At 66.3% G+C, this 1882-nt stretch carries 2 protein-coding genes; both read right to left on the reverse strand.

Annotated features, from left to right (window positions below; translation table 11 throughout):
* Window positions 1-1032 (reverse strand): 4-hydroxy-2-oxovalerate aldolase (gene dmpG, locus AC2VOG_RS13070; protein WP_486940322.1); only part of this gene is annotated, 1032 nt, incomplete at its 3' end.
* A 48-nt stretch (window positions 1033-1080) separates the two neighbouring features.
* The coding region (locus AC2VOG_RS13075) for an acetaldehyde dehydrogenase (acetylating) (RefSeq protein ID WP_486940323.1) at window positions 1081-1882 on the reverse strand (802 nt) is incomplete at its 5' end.

Genomic DNA, 1882 nt, shown 5'->3' on the forward strand with positions numbered 1-1882 from the left:
TTGTTCGCGTTTGATCTCCAGGGCGATGTCGATGAGCTGGTCTTCCTGACCGCCGATCAGCTTGCGCTGCCCGGCCCGGTGTAGCAGTTGGTGGGCCGGAACCCCGTAGCGCTCGGACTGACGGACGGCGTGCTTGAGGAAGCTGGAATACACCCCGGAGTAGCCCATGATCAGCGCGTTGCGGTCGAGCAGGCATTCGGCGGGCATGGTCGGCGCGACCACTTCTTCGGCGGCGTCGGCGATGTCGAAGAAGTCGATGCCGGTCTTGACGCCGATCTTGTCGAACACCCCGATCAGCGCCTCGACCGGCGCGTTGCCCGCGCCCGCGCCGAATCGGCGGCAGGAGCCGTCGATCTGCTTGGCGCCGGCTCGGACCGCCTCCACCGAGTTGGCCACGCCGAGGCCGAGGTTCTCGTGGCCATGAAATCCAACTTGAGCATCCGATCCTAATTCGGCGACCAGGGCGGCGACCCGGTCGGCCACTGCGTCGAGCACCAAGGCGCCCGCCGAGTCGACGACGTAGACGCATTGGCAGCCCGCGTCGGCCATGATCCGGGCCTGGGCGGCCAGCTTCTCCGGGGAGATGGTGTGGCTCATCATCAAGAAGCCAACGGTTTCCAAACCGAGCTCGCGGGCCAGCCCGAAGTGCTGGATCGAGACGTCGGCCTCGGTGCAGTGAGTGGCGATCCGGCAGATCGCGCCGCCGTTGTTCTGCGCCTCCTTGATGTCTTCTTTGGTGCCGACGCCGGGCAGCATCAGGAAGGCGATCTTGGCTTCTTTGGCGGTCTGCGCGGCGAGCTTGATCAGCTCCTGCTCGGGTGTTTTGGAGAAGCCGTAGTTGAAGCTCGATCCGCCCAGCCCGTCGCCGTGGGTCACCTCGATCACCGGCACGCCGGCGTTGTCCAGCGCGGCCACAATGGCGCCGACCTCGTCGGTGGTGAACTGGTGACGCTTGTGGTGCGAGCCGTCACGCAAAGACGTGTCGGTCAGCCGGACGTCCCAGATCGGATTGAAAAAGATGTCAGATGTCATGGCGCCGTTCCTCCTCATCGCTTCGCTCTGCATCGTCGCCGGCGCGCGTCATGCCTGTGCTCCCTGGGCTGCCGCCGACAGCGATTCCTTGGCGATCTCCTCGCCCACCTTGGTGGCCGCGGCGGTCATGATGTCGAGGTTGCCCGCATACGGCGGCAGGTAATCGCCGGCGCCTTCGACCTCGACGAAGGTGGTGACCAGTGCTTGACCGCCGGAGTGCACCGACGGATCGTCGAACTGCGGGTCGTTGAGCAGTCGGTAGCCCGGCACGTAGGTCTGCACTTCAGCGACCACGTCGCGAATCGACTGGGCGATCGCGTCGTGGTCGGCGTCTTCGGGGATGGCGCAGAAGATGGTGTCGCGCATGATCATTGGCGGATCGGCCGGGTTGAGGATGATGATCGCCTTGCCACGTTTCGCCCCACCGATGGTCTGCACGCCGCGTGAGGTGGTCTTGGTGAACTCGTCGATGTTGGCCCGGGTGCCCGGACCGGCCGACGACGAGGAGACCGACGCGACGATTTCGGCGTAGGGCACCTCGACCACGCGACTGACCGCGTAGACGATCGGAATGGTCGCCTGCCCGCCGCAGGTGATCATGTTGACGTTGGGCGCATCGAGATGCTCACGCAGATTGGCCGGCGGGATCACCGCCGGGCCGACGGCGGCGGGTGTCAGGTCGATCGCCCGGATACCGGCGGCCTCGTACTTCGGGGCAGCGTCGCGGTGCACGTAGGCGCTGGTCGCCTCGAACACCATGTCGGGCTTCTCGGACTGCGCCAGCAGCCAGTCGACACCCTCGTGGGTGGTCTCCAGGCCCAGCTTGCGGGCCCGCGCCAGGCCCTCGCTG

This window comes from Mycobacterium sp. TH-M11 (assembly GCF_057473725.1).